14 protein-coding genes are annotated in these 18,059 nt (G+C 69.1%); 8 read left to right on the forward strand and 6 right to left on the reverse strand.

Annotated features, from left to right (window positions below):
• Nucleotides 1-10: 10 nt before the first annotated feature.
• The 4 genes from QMO14_RS14070 to ppc all read right to left on the reverse strand — a co-directional run bounded on the left by QMO14_RS14070 (nucleotide 11) and on the right by ppc (nucleotide 5,350).
• Entirely contained in the window at nucleotides 11-1,264 is a 1,254-nt protein-coding gene (locus QMO14_RS14070) for an MFS transporter (protein WP_301507822.1), read from the reverse strand.
• 181 nt (nucleotides 1,265-1,445) lie between these two features.
• On the reverse strand, nucleotides 1,446-1,988 hold the full coding sequence (locus tag QMO14_RS14075) for a hypothetical protein (RefSeq protein WP_301507823.1): 543 nt from the start codon (nucleotides 1,986-1,988) through the stop codon (nucleotides 1,446-1,448).
• Nucleotides 1,989-1,992: 4 nt separating this feature from the next.
• Entirely contained in the window at nucleotides 1,993-2,394 is a 402-nt protein-coding gene (locus QMO14_RS14080) for a GFA family protein (protein WP_301507824.1), read from the reverse strand.
• Nucleotides 2,395-2,506: 112 nt separating this feature from the next.
• Nucleotides 2,507-5,350: a phosphoenolpyruvate carboxylase gene (gene ppc, locus QMO14_RS14085; RefSeq protein ID WP_301507825.1), complete on the reverse strand. Its 2,844-nt coding sequence runs from the start codon at nucleotides 5,348-5,350 to the stop codon at nucleotides 2,507-2,509.
• A gap of 103 nt (nucleotides 5,351-5,453) precedes the next feature.
• Here ppc and hemC point away from each other — a divergent pair, with 103 nt between their 5' ends.
• The 4 genes from hemC to QMO14_RS14105 are packed head-to-tail and all read left to right on the forward strand — an operon-like array spanning nucleotide 5,454 to nucleotide 9,537.
• A complete protein-coding gene (hemC, locus tag QMO14_RS14090) occupies nucleotides 5,454-6,359 on the forward strand; it encodes a hydroxymethylbilane synthase (RefSeq protein WP_301507826.1) in 906 nt (301 codons plus the stop codon).
• Nucleotides 6,360-6,375: 16 nt separating this feature from the next.
• Nucleotides 6,376-7,149 (forward strand): uroporphyrinogen-III synthase, encoded by a 774-nt coding sequence (locus QMO14_RS14095; RefSeq protein ID WP_301507827.1) that lies wholly within the window; start codon nucleotides 6,376-6,378, stop codon nucleotides 7,147-7,149.
• Nucleotides 7,146-8,243 (forward strand): uroporphyrinogen-III C-methyltransferase, encoded by a 1,098-nt coding sequence (locus QMO14_RS14100; RefSeq protein ID WP_301507828.1) that lies wholly within the window; start codon nucleotides 7,146-7,148, stop codon nucleotides 8,241-8,243. Before QMO14_RS14095 ends, QMO14_RS14100 begins: the two co-directional genes overlap by 4 nt.
• A 10-nt stretch (nucleotides 8,244-8,253) precedes the next feature.
• A complete protein-coding gene (locus QMO14_RS14105) occupies nucleotides 8,254-9,537 on the forward strand; it encodes a heme biosynthesis protein HemY (RefSeq protein WP_301507829.1) in 1,284 nt (427 codons plus the stop codon).
• 349 nt (nucleotides 9,538-9,886) lie between these two features.
• Here the strand turns inward: QMO14_RS14105 and QMO14_RS14110 are convergent, their stop codons facing one another.
• Nucleotides 9,887-13,054, reverse strand: a complete 3,168-nt coding sequence (locus QMO14_RS14110; protein ID WP_301507830.1) for an Rne/Rng family ribonuclease — start codon at nucleotides 13,052-13,054, stop codon at nucleotides 9,887-9,889.
• A 552-nt stretch (nucleotides 13,055-13,606) separates the two neighbouring features.
• On the opposite strand from QMO14_RS14110, the gene QMO14_RS14115 reads away from it, so the two are divergent.
• From QMO14_RS14115 to QMO14_RS14130, 4 genes are read left to right on the forward strand one after another with little or no spacing between them, the layout of a single operon-like run.
• Nucleotides 13,607-14,704, forward strand: coding sequence for an RluA family pseudouridine synthase (locus QMO14_RS14115; RefSeq protein WP_301507831.1), 1,098 nt, complete (start codon nucleotides 13,607-13,609; stop codon nucleotides 14,702-14,704).
• Nucleotides 14,697-15,368, forward strand: a complete 672-nt coding sequence (locus tag QMO14_RS14120; protein WP_301507832.1) for an HAD family hydrolase — start codon at nucleotides 14,697-14,699, stop codon at nucleotides 15,366-15,368. Before QMO14_RS14115 ends, QMO14_RS14120 begins: the two co-directional genes overlap by 8 nt.
• 23 nt (nucleotides 15,369-15,391) lie before the next feature.
• Nucleotides 15,392-15,763, forward strand: coding sequence for a Rieske 2Fe-2S domain-containing protein (locus tag QMO14_RS14125; protein WP_301507833.1), 372 nt, complete (start codon nucleotides 15,392-15,394; stop codon nucleotides 15,761-15,763).
• A gap of 1 nt (nucleotide 15,764) precedes the next feature.
• On the forward strand, nucleotides 15,765-16,781 hold the full coding sequence (locus QMO14_RS14130; RefSeq protein ID WP_301507834.1) for a S49 family peptidase: 1,017 nt from the start codon (nucleotides 15,765-15,767) through the stop codon (nucleotides 16,779-16,781).
• A 107-nt stretch (nucleotides 16,782-16,888) separates the two neighbouring features.
• On the opposite strand, the gene QMO14_RS14135 is transcribed toward QMO14_RS14130, so the two are convergent.
• Nucleotides 16,889-18,055, reverse strand: a complete 1,167-nt coding sequence (locus QMO14_RS14135) for an MFS transporter (protein ID WP_301507872.1) — start codon at nucleotides 18,053-18,055, stop codon at nucleotides 16,889-16,891.
• Nucleotides 18,056-18,059 lie beyond the last annotated feature (4 nt).

Genomic DNA, 18,059 nt, shown 5'->3' on the forward strand with positions numbered 1-18,059 from the left:
CCGCTCGTGCTTACTCGGGCATGGCCGCCAGCGAGGCACCGCCGCGCGCACGGCCCAGCGTGCCGACGATCAGCGCAGCGATCAGCACCAGCACGCCGCTGAGCACCATCGCGCTGGAGATGCCGAAGCTGTCGACCGTCACGCCGCCGATCAGCGCGCCGGAGGCGATCGCCACCTGGAAGCCGCTCACAAGCAGGGCCTGGCCGGCCTCGGGGGCGTCGGGCACCGCTTCCATCATCCAGCCGGTGAGCGCCACCGGGATCAGGCCGAAGGCCACGCCCCAGATCACGACCACCACCGCGCCGGGCACGAAGCCGGAACCGATCACCGTCGTCAGCAGCAGGGCGGTGGCGAGCATCAGCGCCGCCAGCAGGGTGGTGCCGCGCACGCTGCGCGCCACCAGGCTGCCGCCGAGGAAGGTGCCGACGAAGCCCACCGCGCCGTAGACGAGCAGCAGCGTCGACACCGAGTTGGGCGCGAGGCCGAACACCTGCTGCAGCAGCGGCTTCAGGTAGGTGTAGGCGGCGAAGTGGCCGGCGATGAAGAACAGCACCGCGAGCAGGCCGACCTGCGCCATGCGGCGCGTGAGCGGCGTGAGCAGGTCGCGTGCGCCGATGGCGCGCACAGGCGGGATCGAAGGCAGCAGCCACAGCTGCACCAGCAGCACGGCGGCTGCGAGCGCGCCGGTCACGGCGAACGAAGCGCGCCAGCCGAACAGCGTGCCGAGGAAGGAGCCGGCCGGCACGCCGAGCACCGTGGCAGCCGACACGCCGGCCAGCACGATCGACATCGCGCGCGCCTGCGAGGCATGCGGCACCAGCTGCGTGGCGGCGGCGGGCGCGAAGGTCCAGAAGCCACCCACGCACAGGCCGAGCAGCAGGCGCGCCACCAGCATGGTGGCGAAGTTGGGCGCGAAGGCCGCGAGCAGGTTCGATGCGATCAGCAAGGTGGTGAGCGCGATCAGCACCGTGCGGCGATCGAGCTTGCCCGAGGCGACGATCAGCGCTGGACCCGCGAATGCGGCGAGCACGCCGGGCATGGTGACCATCAGGCCGGCCGTGCCGTCGGACACGTTGAGGCCGCGCGCGATGTCGGTGAGAAGGCCGATGGGCATGAACTCGGTCGAGACCATCGCGAAGGTGCCGACGGCGATGGAGCCGACGGCGAGCCACGCGGAGCGTGAGGCCGGAACAGGCGTTGCCGCGGCCTGCACCGGTGCCCCGAGCTCGTCGATGCACGGGTTGCTGCTGGGTGAATTCATCATGATGGGGAGCTGTCCTTGGAAGCGTCGGCATTGGCGCGCGCACCGATGCCGTTGAAGAGGCATGGAGTGTGCGAGCCGTCGCGCTTGCGACAAAGGTGCCACGCGGCAGTAGACAGTTTCCCGGGAATGAACAATGGGCCCTTTTGGTGGCTATCGCCATCCACGGGGCCTCCGCGGCGGCCTAGCTGGGCGCGGGTCGCAATTGCAATATCCGGCCATCGGCGACGAAGGAATCGCCGATCAGTACGCGAAAGGTTGTACCGGGCTGAAAGCGAGGCAGCGCGACGGCGGGCGAGAGGAACTCGACTTCGAGCGCGGCCGGCTTGCCGCGCTCCAGCGCATCACCCGCCGGCACCATCCAGCGCGCCGAGAAGCCTTCCTTGTCGAGCACCAGTGCGCAGCGGTATTCGCCCGGCGCGATGGGCGTGTCCTGCGAGGGCAGGGCGGGCTTGCGGAATGTGATCTCCGCCAGCGCGCCAGGCGTGAAGGCGCCCAGCGCATCGAAGCCCGGCGGCGCGGCAGGCGGCGCACGGCGCGGCCACTTGCCGATCAGCCATGCGATCACGTTGCCGATGATCGGCACCCACAGCACCATCAGCAGCGTCGCGATGTCGCGCGTGGTCGAGCCCGGCGCCGCGTAGTGCCGCACCACCGCGCCGCCCACCGCCACGCACAGCAGGATGGCGACGATGAGCCTGCGGCGAAAGCCGATCTTCGTGCTCATGCGTTCACGCCTTCGCCGGAGGCGCTTCGGGGAATGACGGAATCTGCGTCTCGTGGTCGAGCCACGGCACCTCGTGCGACGTCCAGATGTGCGATGCGGGGCGCTGTCCCGGGTCGTCGTCTAGCGAGCCCAGGCGCAGGATGACCTGCGGCTTTTCCACCCACTCGGCCACGAGGTGCGTGCCGCAGCGGGTGCAGAAGTGGCGCAGCTTGCCGGGCGTCGATTCGAAGGAGCCGATGGCCTCTTCGCCGGCGGTCCAGCGGAAATCGGCGCGGTCGATGCGCGCGGTGGTGGTGAAAGCGGCGCTGTGCGCCTTGCGGCACGTCGCGCAGTGGCAATGGACGATGGGGCCGGCGAGGCGCGCGGCCTCGTATCGGACGGTGCCGCACAGGCAGGAGCCCTTCATGGCTTTTCCTTTTGGTCGCGATGGGTGAGTGGGGCTGCGAGTCTATGCCCCCGCCGCAAGAAGAAAGACGGGCCCGCCGGGCCCGTCTTCGTTCATGGCGCGGCGAAGCGCATCAGCCCGTGTTGCGCAGGCCCGCTGCCACCCCGTTGATCGAGATGTGGATGCCGCGCTGCAGCCGCTCGCCGCCGTCGCCCGCGCGGTATCGCCGCATCAGCTCGACCTGCAGGTGGTGCAGCGGGTCGATGTACGGGAAGCGGTGGCGCACCGAGCGCTGCATCTCGGCGTTGCCTTCGAGCCGCTGCTTCGCGCCGGTGATGAGTGAGAGCGCGTCGGAGGTGCGGTGCCACTCGGCCTCGATCATCGAGAACACCTTCTGGCGCAGCTTGCGGTCGGTGACCAGCTCGGCATAGCGCGAGGCCAGCGCGAGGTCGCTCTTGGCGAGCACCATGTCCATGTTCGACAGCAGCGTGCGGAAGAACGGCCACTGCGCGTACATGCGCTGCAGCAGCGCCTGGCGCTCCTTGCGGCCGGCCGCGTTGCCCGCTGCGGCCAGGAACTGCTCCACGCCCGAGCCGAAGCCGAACCAGCCCGGAATGGTGAGGCGGCACTGTCCCCAGCTGAAGCTCCACGGCACCGCGCGCAGGTCGTCGATCTTGTGGCTGGGGTTGCGCGACGCGGGGCGCGAGCCGATGTTGAGTTCGGCGATCTCGCGGATCGGCGTGGAGCCGAAGAAGTAGTCGCCGAAGCCCGGCGTCTCGTAGACCAGCTTGCGGTAGGCCGCCATGCTCGCCGCCGAAAGCTCGCCCGCGGCCGAGAGGAAGTTGGCGGGTGCCGACTTGCCCTGCGGCAGCAGCGTGGCCTCCAGCGTGGCGGCCACCAGCGTCTCGAGGTTGCGCCGGCCGATCTCGCGGTTGGCGTACTTCGAGCCGATGACCTCGCCCTGCTCGGTCAGCCGGATCTGGCCGCGCACCGTGCCTGGCGGCTGCGCGAGGATGGCCTGGTAGCTTGGGCCGCCGCCGCGTCCCACCGTGCCGCCTCGGCCATGGAACATGCGCAGGCGGATAGGGTTGGCCTTCTTCCTGTTCAGCTCGTCGAACAGCGACACCAGCGCGATGCCTGCGCGGTACAGCTCCCAGTTGCTGGTGAAGATGCCGCCGTCCTTGTTGCTGTCGGAGTAGCCCAGCATCACGTCCTGCTCGGCGCCCGAGCGCTCGATGAGCGCCTGGATGTTCGGCAGCGCATAGAAGGCGCGCACGATGGGCGCGGCGTTGCGCAGGTCTTCGATGGTTTCGAACAGCGGCACCACGATCAGGTCGCAGGTGGCCTTGCCGTCCATCGCGCCGCGCAGCAGGCCCGCTTCCTTCTGCAGCAGCAGGGCCTCGAGCAGGTCGCTCACCGTCTCGGTGTGGCTGATGATGTAGTGGCGGATGGCGGCGGCGCCGTAGCGCGCACGCGCGGTGCGCGCTGCCGAGAAGATGGCCAGCTCGCTTTTGGCGAGCGGCGAGTAGTCGGCGTCGGGCACGCGCAGCGGGCGGGCGTCGTCTAGCAGCTTGAGCAGCAGCGTCTGCTTGGCTTCTTCGGCCAGCGAGGCATACGAGGGCTCGATGCGCGCGGTGGCCAGCAGCTCGGCGATCACGGCCTCGTGCTTGTCGGAACTCTGGCGCAGGTCGACCGTGGCCAGGTGGAAGCCGAACACCTCCACCGCGCGGATCAGCGGCAGCAGGCGCGGCGCGGCGAGCACGCTGCCGTGCTTTTCTTCCAGCGACTCGGCAATCGTGCGCAGGTCGGCCAGGAACTCTTCGGCGCTCGCGTACGGGTTCTGTGGCGCGACGGCATGGCGCGCGGCCTCGCCGCCGGTCAGCTCGCGCAGCGTAGCCGCCAGGCGCGCATACACGCCGGTCAGCGCCCGGCGGTAGGGCTCGTCCTTGCGGTGCTCGCTGGTGTCGGGCGAACGCTCGGCCAGCGCCTGCATTTCCACCGACACGTCAACCAGCGTGGCCGACAGCGACAGCTCGCCGCCGAGGTAGTGCACCTCGGTGAGGTAATGGCGCAGCGCCAGCTCGCTCTGGCGGCTCAGCGCGTATTCGAGCGTCTCGGCCGTGACGTTGGGGTTGCCGTCGCGGTCGCCGCCGATCCACTGGCCCATGCGCAGGAAGGGCGCAACGGAAGCCGCCTTGCCGCCTTGTGCCAGTGCTTTCTCCAGATCGGCGTACACGCGCGGTATCTCGCGCAGGAAGGTGGCTTCGTAGTAGCTCAGCGCGTTCTCGATCTCGTCGGCCACGGTGAGCTTGGAAAACCGCAGCAGGCGCGTCTGCCAGATCTGCGTGACGCGGATGCGCATCTGCGTTTCGTTCTCGGCAAACTCGATGGGCGTGAGCGCGTCCTTTCCACCCGCGTAGGCGTCCTGGCGCAGCCTGATCTCGTCGCGTGCCGTCAGCAGTTGCGCGATGGCGCGCTCGGCATCGAGGATGCTCTTGCGCTGCACTTCGGTGGGGTGCGCGGTGAGCACCGGCGAGACGTAGCTGTGGGCCAGCGAGGCGACGATGTCGTCGGGCTTCACTCCCGCCTTGCGGATGCGCGCGAGGGCGGTCTGCAGGTCGCCCTCGACGCTCTCGCCGGCGCGCTCGGTCTCGGTGCGGCGGCGGATCTGGTGGCGGTCTTCCGCAAGATTGGCCAGGTGGCTGAAGTAGGTGAAGGCGCGGATCACGCGCACCGTCTCGGCGGCGCTCAGCCCCTTGAGCAGGTTCTTCAGCGCCCGGTCGGCCGCATGGTCCGCATCGCGGCGGAAAGCCACGGAGAGGGTGCGGATCTTCTCGACCAACGCATATGTCTCTTCTCCCTCCTGCTCCCGGATCACGTCGCCGAGGATCCGGCCCAACAGCCGGATGTCGTCGATCAGAGGCTGGTCTTCGGCCTGGCGGCGCTTGGGCGGAGCAGGTGTCTTGCTGGCTTTCATTCGATGTTTGTCCTGGACTTCTTGAATGGAGTGCCGTCTTCGTTGTTGCGGCGCAACATGCTAGCATTCCCGCGGTTTTGAACACGTACTTTTAAGGCCGCTCTTGAGCAATATCGTCATCGCCACGCGCGAAAGCCGCCTGGCACTGTGGCAAGCCGAACACGTGCAGGCGCTTCTGCAAGAAAGAGGCCACACGGTCAGCCTGCTGGGCCTGACCACCACCGGCGACCAGATCCTCGACCGCACGCTCAGCAAGGTGGGCGGCAAGGGGCTCTTCGTGAAGGAGCTCGAACTCGCGCTCGAAGAAGGTCGTGCCGACATCGCCGTCCATTCGCTGAAGGACGTGCCGATGGACCTGCCCGAAGGCTTCGTGCTGGCCTGCGTGCTGGAGCGCGAGGACCCGCGCGACGCGCTCGTCTCCCCCCGTTACGAATCACTGGACGCACTGCCGCGGGGCGCCGTCGTCGGCACTTCCAGCCTGCGCCGCATGGCGCTGCTGCGCGCCCTGCGGCCCGACCTGCGCATCGAACCGCTGCGGGGCAACCTCGACACCCGCCTGCGCAAGCTCGACGAGGGGCAGTACGACGCCATCGTGCTGGCCGCGGCCGGGCTCAAGCGGCTCGGGCTGGAAAGCCGCATCCGCGTGGCCTTCGACGCCGACACCATGCTGCCCGCCGCGGGGCAGGGCGCACTCGGCATCGAGGTGCGCGCCGACCGCAAGGAGCTCATCGAAGTGCTTGGCTCACTGACCCACAGGGGCGACTGGCTCTCCACCGCCGCCGAGCGCGCCGTGAGCCGCGCGATGGGCGGCAGCTGCTCCATGCCTCTCGCGGCCCACGCACGCTGGCAGGCCGACGGCGCGCTGCGCATCGATGCCGCCTGGGGCGACCCCGAGGGCAACGCGCCGCTGGTGAAGGTGCATGCGCTGGCACCCGCCGGCGACTTCGCCCAGGCCGACGCGCTCGGCGTGCATGCCGCGGCGCTGCTGCGCGCCGGCGGAGCCCACTGATACCGGTGGTCATCGCATGACCGGCCGCCCCGTCATCGTCACGCGGCCGGCGCGCGAAGCGGCGCAATGGGTGAGCGATCTGCGCGCCGCGGGGATCGACGCGGTGGCGCTGCCGCTCATCGTGATCGAGCCTGCGACGGACATCGAGCCGCTGCGCACCGCGTGGCGGCAACTCGCGGACTACGCTGCGCTGATGTTCGTGAGCGCCACGGCCGTCGAGCATTTCTTCCAGCACAGGGGCACCGCCGGTTCGCTGGCAGGGTGCCGCTTCTGGGCGACCGGCCCCGGCACCGCGCGCGCCCTGCTGCGCGCAGGCGTGCCGCCCGAATCCGTCGACGCGCCGCCTCCCGGGGCCACGCGCTTCGATTCCGAGGCGCTGTGGGAGCGCGTCCACGCACAGGTCTCGAAGGGCGTGCGCGTGCTGATCGTGCGCGGCGGCGACGAAGCCGGGCAACCGGCCGGCCGCGACTGGCTGGCCAGGGAGATCGATGCGGCAGGGGGCCACCGCGACACCGTGGTGGCCTATCGCAGGCTGCCGCCATCGCTGGACGTCGTACAACACCGGCTCGCGATGGACGGTGCCGAAGGCCGCGCGATCTGGCTCTTCAGCAGCTCGGAGGCCATTGGCAATCTGCAGCGCGCGATGCCGGGCGTGCAATGGCATGCCGCGAGCGCGGTGGCCACGCATGCCCGCATCGGCGAAGCCGCGCGTGGCGCGGGTTTCGGGGCGTTGCGTGTATGCACGCCGCTGCTGGAGGCGCTGGTCGCGTCGATAGAATCCTTGGCATGAGCGCCGCGTCCCCCACAGACGATCTTCCTTCTTCCCCATCCGCTGCCACGGCGCCGGTGCCCGCCCCGCTGGCACCCCACCAGACGCCGGCCGCGCAGGCCGCCGGAGCACTGCTCCTTTCCCGCATCGGATTCGCCCTCGTGGCCCTGGTGGCGCTCGTCGCGCTGCTGATGTCCATCGCGCTGTGGCAGAAGGTCGGCGGCATGAAGGAGCAGCTGGCGCGCCAGAGCGCCGACGCCATCGCGCAGTCGATGGAGGCGCGCACGCTGGCCCGCCAGGCCAGCGACACCGTGCGCGATGCCTCGGCCCGCGTGGCGCTGGTCGAGACCCGCGTGGCCGAAGTCGCGCTGCAGCGCTCGCAGCTCGAGGAACTCATCCAGAGCCTCTCGCGTTCGCGCGACGAGAATCTCGTCGTCGACATCGAGTCGGCCGTTCGGCTGGCCCTGCAGCAGGCGCAGGTCACTGGCAGCGTCGAGCCGCTGCTGGCCGCGCTCAAGGCCGGCGACACGCGCATCGCCCGCGCCGCGCAGCCACGGCTCACGCCCCTTCAGCGCGCCATGCAGCGCGACGCCGACCGCCTGCGCAGCGGCGCCAGCAACGACGGCGCCGAGGCGCTGCAGAAGCTCGACGAGCTGATGCGCAACGTCGACGACCTGCCCACGCTCAACGCGGTGGCCGTGCGCGGCACCGGCACCAATGCATGGCAGCAGGAGCCCATTCCCGCCGACGCGCCCTGGTGGCGCCGCGTGCTGCTCACTGTGCGTGGCGAGGCCCGCTCGCTGGTGCGCGTGGGCCGCATCCAGAGCCCGGAGGCGATCCTGCTGGCGCCCGAGCAGTCATACTTCCTGCGCGAGAACCTCAAGCTCAAGCTGCTCAACGCGCGCCTGTCGCTGCTGTCGCGGCAGATGGAAGCCACGCGCAGCGAGCTGTCGCAGGTGACCGCATCGCTCAACCGCTACTTCGACCCCGCATCGCGCCGCACCCAGGCCGCCGCCACGCTGCTGCAGCAGCTGCAGTCGCTGGTGAAGTCGACCGAGCCGGTCCGCATCGACGACACGCTGGCGGCCCTGGCGACTGCCGCAGCAGGGCGCTGATCGGACATCCATGCGCGCAGCAATCTGGCTTCTTGCCCTCTTCGCCGTCGCGGCGGCAGTCGCTCTCTTCGCAGGCAACAACCAGGGCACGATCACCGTGTTCTGGCCGCCATGGCGCGTCGATCTTTCGCTGAACCTCGTGCTCGTGATCCTGCTGGTGGTCTTCGTGCTGCTGCATGCCGCGCTGCGCGCTCTCGCAGCGCTGTTCTCGCTGCCGAAGCAGGCGCGCCAGTGGCGGCTGCAGCAGAAGGAGCGCACCCTGCACGCAGCCCTGCTCGACGCGATGGTGCAGCTCATCTCCGGCCGCTTCTCGCGCGCACGCAAGGCCGCGCAGGCCGCACTCACGCAGGAAAAAACGCTGGCCGCGCTCGGCGCCAGCCTGCCGCAGGCGCAGCAGGTTCGCGTGCTCTCGCACCTGCTCGCGGCCGAGAGCGCACAGGCGCTGCAGGACAAGGCCGCGCGCGATGCGCACCTGCAGCAGGCTCTCAACGAAAGCTCCGACCGCACTCTGCTCGCCAGCCCGGAGACGCGCGAAGGCGTGCAGCTGCGCGCGGCGCGCTGGGCGCTCGAAGACCGCGACGCAGCCGTCGCGCTTGCAAGGCTCGAAGAACTCCCGCAGGGTGCGCAACGCCGCACGCTCGCACTGCGCCTGCGCCTCAAGGCGGCACGCCAGGATCGCCGCACGCTCGAAGCGCTCGAAACCGCGCGCCTGCTGGCCAAGCACCGGGCCTTCTCGGAAGCGGCCGCGCAGAGCATCGTGCGCGGCCTCGCCACCGAACTGCTGTCGGGCGCGCATGATCCGGCCCAGCTGCTGCGCGCATGGACGGAACTCGATGCCAACGAGCGCGAGATGCCCGAGGTGGCGATCCATGCGGCGCAGCGCATGGTCGCGCTGCGTGGCGACCTGGCGCTGGCACGCGGCTGGCTGCTGCCGGCCTGGGAGCGCATGGTGGCCAATCCGCGCGCGCTGGGCGACGCGCTGCGCGTCAAGCTGGCGCGTGCGCTCGAAGCGGGGCTCGATTCGGTGGACGCCGAATGGCTCGCGCGCATCGAGAGCGCGCAGCGCAACAACCCGCGCGACGCGAACCTGCAGTACCTCGCGGGCATGGCCTGCATGAAGCGCCAGCTCTGGGGCAAGGCACAGCAGCTGCTGATGCAGGCCGGCATGGGCCTGCAGGACACCGAGCTCTATCGCCGCGCCTGGCTCGCACTTGCCCAGCTGGCCGAAGACCGCGACGACGCCGAGCAGGCCGCCGAGGCCTGGAAGCGCGCGGCACAGGTCGAGAACTCCTGAAGTCGGCTTGAGGGCACGCGGGCAGCACCGACGGCCTCTTCTTGCCGCTGCCGCTGCCGAAGACCAGCCAGCTGAGGCAGGCCAGTAGCCACACGCCGACGCCTCCGTAGAGCATCACCAGCCCGAAGCCGACGTTGAGCCGGGCATGAAGATCGTCGACGGGCGCCATGGCTTGCCGGCTTTGCCGAGCGTGATTTCTCGCTGATCTGGAGCGAGGCGGGCAAAATCGAATGCGCTTGCCGGTTCGGTCAGTTGGTCCTGGAGATGCCCGAACCATCCTGATGCAGGCAGGCATAAAAAAACGGCGCCAGAGGCGCCGTTCCTGTTTTCGAGCCGGTGGTCTACCGGCTCAGAGGCTGCGTTGCTGCTCTTGTTCGAACGGCAGCGACATCGAACCGAGGTCGCGGCGGGTTTCCACCAGCACCAGCGGGCCTTCGTCGAGCACGACCAGTGGCGGGCGCTCGCGCGGCACGTGCACCGGCTTCGGCTCGGCCTCGATCGCTGCGCGTGCCTGCGCGATGCGCTCCGCGTCCGAGTTGACCCACTGCAGGCCCGAGCTTTCGGCGATCTGCGAGAGTTCGGCCAGCGGCAGCTCGAAGGGCTGGACCTTGGGCAGCGCACGGCCGTTGGCGCCTGCGGGTGCCTTGGCGGAGGCGCTTTCGATCACGATCTGCTCGGCTGCCGCGGCAGCAACGGCGACGACCGGCGCGGGGCGCTCGGCGCGGGGCTGCTGTTGCTGCGGTGCCTCGCGGACTTCCGTCGTCACGGCAACGGCTTCCACGGCTTCGATGCGCTCGGACGCCAGCGGCAGTTGCTGCTGGGGCTCCTGTTGCGAGAAGTCGTCAGCGGAAGCCACTGCGGCGCCGGCTTCGGCTTCTTCGCGCGGACCACGTTCGCGGCGGTCGCGGCCATAGCGGTCACGCGAGCGGCCACGGCGCTCTTCGCCGTCGCGGCGCGGTGCTTGCTCGTCGCTGCCGTTGATGGCGGCTTCGCTGCCTTGCTCGACGTTGGCTGCAGCGGCTTCGGCGCCGCGTGCATCCGCTTCGGCTTGCGTCGCATCGCCGTTGCGGCGTTCGCGACGGCCGTCGTTGCGGTCATTGCGCTCGCCACGGGGGGCGCGCTGCTCGTCGCGGCCGGTGCGGGGCTGGCGCTGCTCGCCTTCGCCGGCTTCGACTGCGTTGCGTTCGCGGTCGCCATTGCGTTCGCCACGTTCACCGCGCTCATTGCGTTCGCCGCGTTCACGACGCTCGCCGCGGGCGCGCGGTGCGCGCTCCGCTGCGTTGCCTTCGTCGCCCGCGACCGCACCTGCCGGTTGCTGGGTTTCGAGGTTGGTGCCTTCCAGTGCGTCGGCTGGCAGCACGCTGCTGCGGCCTTCGCGGCCTTCGCCTTCACGGCGCTCGCCACGTCCGTTGCGGCGCTGTTCGCCGTCGCGCGGTGCGCGTGCCTCACGGGGCTCGCGTTGTTCGCGCGGCTGGCTGCCGGCACCTTCGCTGCGTTGCTCGTTGCGCTGTTCGCCGTTGCGGCCTTCATTGCGACCTTCGCGGCGCTCGCCGCCACGGCCGCCGCGGCGTTGTTCGCCGTCGCGACCGCCCTGGCGTCCGCCGTTCTCGCCGCGGCCTTCGCCACGGCCTTCGCCGCCACGACCACCACGGCGCTGTTCGCCGTCACGCGCGCCGCCGCGTGCTTCGCCGTCACGACCGGGTCGGCCATCGCGGCGGGGCTTCGGTGCCTCGACCGGAATGGCGGCCGGCGCGGGTGCCGCAGCCGGAGCCGGCGAGCCGCCGAACAGGTTCTTGATCCAGGCGAAGAAACCGGTTTGCGCCGGGACGGGTGCGCTCACCACGGGCGGAGCGACCGGTGCCGCAGCGGCAGGTGCGCGCACCGCTTCGGGTTTGGGCTGCACCACGGGCGCGGGCGCGTCGGGCAGCACGCCCTTGATGACCGGCGTCTGCTTGTTGGTGGGCTCCTGCGAGCGGCGGGTGACCGAGGTCGGGTCCTCGATCTCGTCGGCCATCTTGTAGCTGGCTTCGATGTGGTCGAGGCGCGGGTCGTCGTGCTTCAGGCGCTCGAGCTTGTAGTTGGGCGTTTCGAGCGTCTTGTTGGGCACCATCAGCACGCTCACGCGCTGCTTGAGTTCGATCTTGGCGATCTCGGTGCGCTTCTCGTTCAGCAGGAAGGAGGCCACTTCCACCGGTACCTGCACGTGCACGGCGGCGGTGTTGTCCTTCATGGACTCTTCCTGAATGATGCGCAGGATCTGCAGCGCGCTCGATTCGGTGTCGCGGATGTGGCCCGAGCCGCCGCAGCGGGGGCAGGGGATCGACGAGCCTTCGCTCAGTGCCGGCTTCAGGCGCTGGCGGCTCATTTCCATCAGGCCGAACTTGCTGATCGAGCCGAACTGCACGCGGGCACGGTCTTGCCGGAGCGCGTCGCGCAGGCGGCTTTCGACTTCGCGGCGGTTCTTCGACTCGTCCATGTCGATGAAGTCGATGACGATCAGGCCGCCCAGGTCGCGCAGGCGCATCTGGCGGGCCACTTCGTCGGCGGCTTCGAGGTTGGTGCGGGTGGCGGTCTCTTCGATGTCGCCACCCTTGATGGCGCGGGCCGAGTTCACGTCGACCGAGACCAGTGCTTCGGTGTGGTCGATCACGATGGCGCCGCCCGAGGGCAGCTGCACGGTGCGGGCGTAGGCCGATTCGATCTGGTGTTCGATCTGGAAGCGGCTGAACAGCGCCGCGTCGTCGCGGTAGCGTTTCACGCGCGAGGCATGCTCGGGCATGACGTGCGCCATGAACTGCTGCGCCTGGTCGTAGATGTCGTCGGTGTCGATGAGGATGTCGCCGATGTCGTGATTGAAGTAGTCACGGATGGCGCGGATGACGAGTGAGGATTCCTGGTAGATCAGGAAGGCGCCCTTGCCGCCCTTGGTCGCGCCGTCGATGGCGCTCCAGAGCTTGAGCAGGTAGTTCAGGTCCCACTGGAGTTCGGGCGCCGAGCGGCCGATGCCGGCGGTGCGCGCGATGATGCTCATGCCCTTCGGGTACTCGAGCTGGTCCATCGCCTCCTTGAGTTCGGCGCGGTCGTCGCCCTCGATGCGGCGCGAGACACCACCGCCGCGGGGGTTGTTCGGCATCAGCACGACATAGCGGCCGGCCAGCGAGATGAAGGTGGTGAGGGCCGCGCCCTTGTTGCCGCGCTCTTCCTTCTCGACCTGTACCGTGAGTTCCTGGCCTTCGCGGATCGCGTCCTGGATGCGGGCCTGGCTGGCCGACACGCCTTCGGCGAAATACTGCTTGGAGATTTCCTTGAACGGCAGGAAGCCGTGGCGGTCTTCGCCGTAGTCGACGAAACAGGCTTCGAGCGAGGGCTCGACGCGGGTCACGACCGCCTTGTAGATGTTGCCCTTGCGCTGTTCGCGCCCTTCGATTTCGATTTCGTAGTCGAGCAGTTTCTGCCCGTCGACGATGGCCAGGCGGCGTTCTTCGGCCTGCGTGGCATTGATCAGCATCCGCTTCATGATGCGTTGTCCTTATATGTATCGTTCTACAGGCCCTTGACGAGCCAACGATGCACGGACGACGCCCGCGAAACCAGGGAATTGCCGCTTGGGCCCCGGATGCTGCCACTGCCGCGCAGGGCGCGAGCAGGCTTCTCGAGCGTTAGCTCAAGAAGACAGCCGGGGTGGGGGCGCGTGGATGGGCGCGAGCCAGATTCGGTGTTGGGTGGCTATCTTTTTGATAGCCGGTTGCGCAAGGGTGGCGCGCGCTGCGGACGATTGAATGGCCGAAGCCACCGGCGCAAGCCAGTGCAGGCACATTCGAATCAGCAGCATCAACACAACAAGGGACTCGCTTCGATCCGCCGGCAGCTTGATAGCTGCAGGCTGGGTATTCCGTATCGGTGTTTCGTGGGTGTCGGCTTGACTTGGGCGCCTGCTCTGCCACTTTGCGCGGTTGCGCGGGGTTTGCAGCTGAGCGCCAAAGCGGCATCGACCTCCCAGCGCCGCCCTGGGTATTTGATGGCAGTGGACTAAACTTCTGTCTAATCAAGCACTTACACGACCGCGCTGGTGAAAAACATTATAGGTGCGAAGCAAGGCCCCGCGGCTGCTCGAAATCCCGCAGGCCCCGAGACCCCGGGCGAAGCCGGGGCGCCGCATTCGGCCATCAGGTTCCTCACGGTCGATGCCGAATCCGCCGGGCAGCGGCTGGACAACTTCCTTTTCCGCCATCTGAAAGGCGTTCCGAAGACGCACGTCTACCGGATCATCCGGTCGGGCGAGGTGCGCATCAACAAGGGCCGGGTGCAGGCCGAAACCCGCATCGAGGCCGGCGACGTGCTGCGGCTGCCGCCGATCCGCATTTCGCAGCGCGCGGAAGAGGGCGCCACCGCGCCCGCGCCGGCGCGCGAATTTCCGGTCCTGCTGGAAGACGAGTCTGTCCTGGCCGTCGACAAGCCGGCCGGCACGGCCGTCCATGGCGGCAGCGGCGTGAGCTTCGGCGTGATCGAGCAGCTGCGCACCGCGCGGCCCGGGGCGAAGTTCCTGGAGCTGGTGCACCGGCTCGATCGTGAAACCTCCGGCATCCTGCTGGTCGCCAAGAAGCGCAGCGCGCTGGTCGCATTGCAGGACCAGTTCCGCGAGCGCGAGACCGGCAAGACCTATCTGGCGCTGGTCGAAGGCGCCTGGCCGGCCAACAAGAAGGTGCTCGACGCACCGCTCGCCAGATTCCTGCTGCCGGACGGCTCGGCCGGTGCGGGCGAGCGCCGCGTGCGCGTGGTCGCCAAGGACCATCCGGACGCCATGCGCGCCGTCACGCTGGTGCGCGTGCTGGCAAAGTTCTCGCTGCCGGGCGACGCGGCGCCGATGTCGCTGTTGGCGGTGACGATCAAGACCGGCCGCACGCACCAGATCCGCGTTCACCTGGCCTCGGCCGGCCATCCGATCGCGGGCGACGACAAGTACGGCGAATCAGACCGCCAGCGCGCGCTGCAGAAGCTTGGCCTTCAGCGCATGTTTCTCCATGCATGGCGGCTGCAGTTCAATGACCCGGCCAGCGGTGAGCGCGTGGCGCTGCAGGCCGGCCTGCCGCCCGAACTGCTCTCGCTGATGCCGCCAGCCGCCCTCGAGGCGATGGCCCAACACCCCACTCCCACGGCTCATGACTGAATCCACCAGACCTCTTCGCTTCGACCTGATCACCTTCGACTGGGACGGCACGCTCTATGACTCCACCCGCCTGATCGTGCGCTGCATCCAGGCCGCGGTGATCGACGTCGGCGGCGCCAAGCCGAGCGAGAACGACGCCGCCTGGGTGATCGGCCTCGGCCTGGCCGAGGCGCTCGCGCGCGCGGCGCCCGACGTGCCGAAGGAAAAATATCCCGAACTCGGCGCGCGCTACCGCTACCACTACCTGCAGCACCAGGACGACATCGTGCTCTTCGACGGCGTGCTGCAGATGCTCGACGCGCTGCGTGAGCGCGGCCACAAGCTGGCCGTGGCCACGGGCAAGTCGCGCCGCGGCCTCAACGAGGCGCTCAAGTCGGTTGCGCTGCGCGATCGCTTCGACGCCTCGCGCACCGCCGACGAAACCTTCGGCAAGCCGCATCCGCGCATGCTGTTGGAGCTGATGGAAGAACTCGACGTGCCGCCCGAGCGCATCCTGATGATCGGCGACACCACGCACGACCTGCAGCTCGCGCAGAACGCAGGTTGCGCCAGCGTGGGCGTGAGCTACGGCGCGCACGAGTCCGCGAGCTTCGACGAATTCAAGCCGCTGCACGTCGCCCACTCGGTGGCCGACCTCGAAGCCTGGCTTCTCGAAAACGCCTGAACCGAATCAATCAAGATGCCGCCATGAGCGATCAAGAACGCATTCCGCTGTGCAATGCCTCCGACCTGGCCGAAGGCGGCCTGGCGGTGCCCTTCGATGTGATCTATGGCGGCGAGACCTGCCGCGCCTTCGCGATACGGTTCGAGGGCCGGCCGCATGCGTTTCTCAACCGCTGCAGCCACGTCGCGATGGAACTCGACTTCCAGCCCGACCGCTTCTTCGACGACACCGGCCAGTGGCTGCTGTGCGCGACGCATGGCGCGGTCTACAGGCCCGACACCGGCGAATGCGCGGGCGGCCCGTGCCGCGGCGGCCTCGTGAAGATCGCGCTGAGCGAGCATGACGGCGTGGTGCACTGGCATACTGACTGGAACCTTCACCCCCTGACTTTCTGACATGACCGACCCGAACCGAACCGAACCCGCGGGGTTCGAGCCATTTGAGCCGGCTCCTTCCACGAACATGGCCAAAGATCCCACGCAGCGCCCCGGTTGGGAGCGCGCCACTCTCGAAAAGCTCGCCTTCGCCTCGCTGAACGAGCAGAAGGCCACGCGCCGCTGGAAGACCTTCACGCGCCTGGCCTGGCTGGCATTCTTCGTCTTCCTGGCCTGGGCCGCGTTCTCGCGAAGCACGCCCAGCACGGCCAAGACCTCAGCCCACACGGCAGTCGTCGAGATCAAGGGCGAAATCGCCAACGGCAGCGACGCGAGCGCCGAGTTCGTGGTTGCCGCGATGAAGACCGCCTTCGAGGACGAGGGTGCCAAGGGCGTGGTCCTGCTGATCAACTCGCCCGGCGGCAGTCCGGTGCAGGCCGGCATCATCAACGACGAGATCAAGCGCCTGAAGGCCAAGTACAAGAAGCCGGTCTATGCCGTGGTCGAGGAAACCTGCGCCTCGGCGGCTTATTACATCGCCGCCGCGGCCGACAAGATCTACGTCGACAAGGCCAGCATCGTCGGCAGCATCGGCGTGCTGATGGACGGCTTCGGCTTCACCGGCGTGATGGAGAAGGTGGGCGTCGAGCGCCGACTGCTGACGGCCGGCGAGAACAAGGGCTTCCTCGATCCGTTCAGCCCGATGAGCGATGCGCAGCGCGCGCACGCGCAGACCATGCTCGACCAGATCCACACGCAATTCATCAATGTAGTGAAGGCCGGGCGTGGTGACCGGCTCAAGCTCGACACTCCAGGCCTGTTCAGCGGCCTCTTCTGGAGCGGCGAGCAAGCCGTCGAGTATGGCCTGGCCGACCAGCTCGGCAACGTCGACTACGTGGCGCGCGAAGTGATCAAGGCCGAGGAGGTGATCGACTACACCCGGCGCGACAACGTGGCCGAGAAGCTGGCCAAGAAGTTCGGCGCGGCGATGGCCGAGACCACGGTGCGCCTGATGCAGACCACGCCTGTATTGAGGTAGACCCCCAGGCTTCGCGCACTTCGTGTCGCGCGCGCCAACCCCCTTGCGAGGGGGCAACACCTGCAGCCCGGCGAAGCCGGTTTCGCGGTGTTTCGCGAACGAACGATTCAGTGTCTCTCTTGGCTGCCGTGGTTACCGCTGGCCGTGTAGCGCGCCGATGCCGCCAGCGCCGCGGCGAAGACCACTACCACGTAGAGCGCCGCCGTCAGCGAGGTCGCGCGCGCCAGCAGCCCGATCACCGCGGGGCCTGCCATGAATCCCAGATAGGCCACGGCCGAGACCGACGCGATGCCGCGCGCCGGCTCGATACCCGGCACCTTCGCGGAGGCCGAGAACAGGATCGGCACCACGTTCGCAAAACCTACGCCCACCCCCGCGAAGCCGACCAGCGCCAGCCAGGGCAGGTCGGTGATGAGCACCAGCGCCATGGCGCCCGCGGCGAGCAGGCCGCTGCCGAGCAGCAATGCGCGCGGCGAGAAGCGGGCGCGCAGGGCATCGCCGCCGAAGCGCGCCGCCGCCATCGCGGCCGAGAAGCTCGCATAGGCCAGTGCGGCCTGTTGCTGCGGGCTGCCGATTTCCTGCTGCATGTAGAGCACGCTCCAGTCGTAGATCGCGCCTTCGGCGATCAGGCCCAGCGCGGCGAGCACGCCCAGCACGGCGAGCGTGCCGCGGGGCAGCAGGAATCCGTGGTCGACTTCGGTCGCGCCGCTGGTGGCGGGGCGGGGCAGCATGCGCGTGGAGGCCAGTGCGACGAGCACCGTCATCGCGGCCGCGACCACCAGCAGGTGCGCCTGGGCGCCGAGCCCGGCCGCCAGCGCGGCGCTGCCGCTCGCTGCGCCGGCCATGCCGCCCAGGCTGAACATGCCGTGCATGCCGCTCATCAGCGGCGTGCCGCCATGCAGCTCGAGTTGTGCGGCTTCGGTGTTGATGGATACGTCGAACACACTGGTCACGAGGCCGAAGGCGGCCAGCAGCACCAGCAGCGCGGCGTAGCCCGGCATGGCGATGAGGCCGGCCAGCAGCAGCGCGTAGACCACGCCGCAGATGCCGGCCACGCGGCGCGGACCGTGGCGGCCGATCCAGCGGCCCGCGCTGGTCAGGCCGAACATGGCGCCGGCCCCGGCCGCGAGCATGGCCAGGCCGAGCTGGGCCTCGTCGATGCCGTAGTGCGCCTTGACCGTGGGCACGTGCACGCCCCAGGTCGCGAAGATGAAGCCGGCGGCGAAGAATTGCGCGCGCGAAGCCCAGCGCGTGGCTGCGGTAATGGCCAGCACCATG

Origin of the sequence: Variovorax sp. CAN15 (assembly GCF_030462475.1) — a bacterium.
GTDB lineage: Bacteria > Pseudomonadota > Gammaproteobacteria > Burkholderiales > Burkholderiaceae_C > Variovorax.

Excerpts from the sequence above, each read along its gene's own strand:
- QMO14_RS14095 (WP_301507827.1), top strand. The coding sequence starts at position 6,376 with ATGACCGGCCGCCCCGTCATCGTCACGCGGCCGGCGCGCGAAGCGGCG.
- QMO14_RS14100 (WP_301507828.1), top strand. The coding sequence starts at position 7,146 with ATGAGCGCCGCGTCCCCCACAGACGATCTTCCTTCTTCCCCATCCGCT.
- QMO14_RS14130 (WP_301507834.1), top strand. The coding sequence starts at position 15,765 with ATGACCGACCCGAACCGAACCGAACCCGCGGGGTTCGAGCCATTTGAG.
- QMO14_RS14110 (WP_301507830.1), bottom strand. The coding sequence starts at position 13,054 with ATGAAGCGGATGCTGATCAATGCCACGCAGGCCGAAGAACGCCGCCTG.
- QMO14_RS14105 (WP_301507829.1), top strand. The coding sequence starts at position 8,254 with ATGCGCGCAGCAATCTGGCTTCTTGCCCTCTTCGCCGTCGCGGCGGCA.
- QMO14_RS14120 (WP_301507832.1), top strand. The coding sequence starts at position 14,697 with ATGACTGAATCCACCAGACCTCTTCGCTTCGACCTGATCACCTTCGAC.
- QMO14_RS14075 (WP_301507823.1), bottom strand. The coding sequence starts at position 1,988 with ATGAGCACGAAGATCGGCTTTCGCCGCAGGCTCATCGTCGCCATCCTG.
- QMO14_RS14070 (WP_301507822.1), bottom strand. The coding sequence starts at position 1,264 with ATGATGAATTCACCCAGCAGCAACCCGTGCATCGACGAGCTCGGGGCA.
- QMO14_RS14125 (WP_301507833.1), top strand. The coding sequence starts at position 15,392 with ATGAGCGATCAAGAACGCATTCCGCTGTGCAATGCCTCCGACCTGGCC.
- QMO14_RS14080 (WP_301507824.1), bottom strand. The coding sequence starts at position 2,394 with ATGAAGGGCTCCTGCCTGTGCGGCACCGTCCGATACGAGGCCGCGCGC.
- ppc (WP_301507825.1), bottom strand. The coding sequence starts at position 5,350 with ATGAAAGCCAGCAAGACACCTGCTCCGCCCAAGCGCCGCCAGGCCGAA.